The organism is Micrococcus sp. GbtcB5, assembly GCF_019091605.1.
GTDB lineage: Bacteria > Actinomycetota > Actinomycetes > Actinomycetales > Micrococcaceae > Micrococcus > Micrococcus luteus.
Genome location: NZ_JAGXJK010000405.1, coordinates 1 through 240, shown reverse-complemented (window position 1 = coordinate 240; position 240 = coordinate 1). Strand labels below are relative to the sequence as shown.

Below are 240 nucleotides of genomic sequence, written 5' to 3'. Positions count from 1 at the left end.
CCTGAAACCGGGCCTGCGAGAGATACAACGTAGCCCGCCCCCCGGGCATTCCCAAGGGGCCTGCCGCGCTCAGGCCACGCCGGCGCGCCGGTTGCGCACCCGCATGGCCCGCTGGGCCTCGCGGTTGTCCTGCTGCTCGCGCAGCTTGTGCCGCTTGTCGTACTCGCGGTTGTCGCGCGCGACGCCGATCTCCACCTTCACGCGCCCGTTCAGGAAGTACAGGGACAGCGGCACGATGGT

Annotated in this window: 1 protein-coding gene; it reads right to left on the bottom strand. The window is 70.4% G+C overall.

What is annotated here, in order from left to right; translation table 11 throughout:
* Positions 1–69 precede the first annotated feature (69 nt).
* A partial coding sequence (locus KVS67_RS12895; RefSeq protein WP_217565539.1) for an SsrA-binding protein occupies positions 70–240 on the bottom strand: 171 nt, incomplete at its 5' end.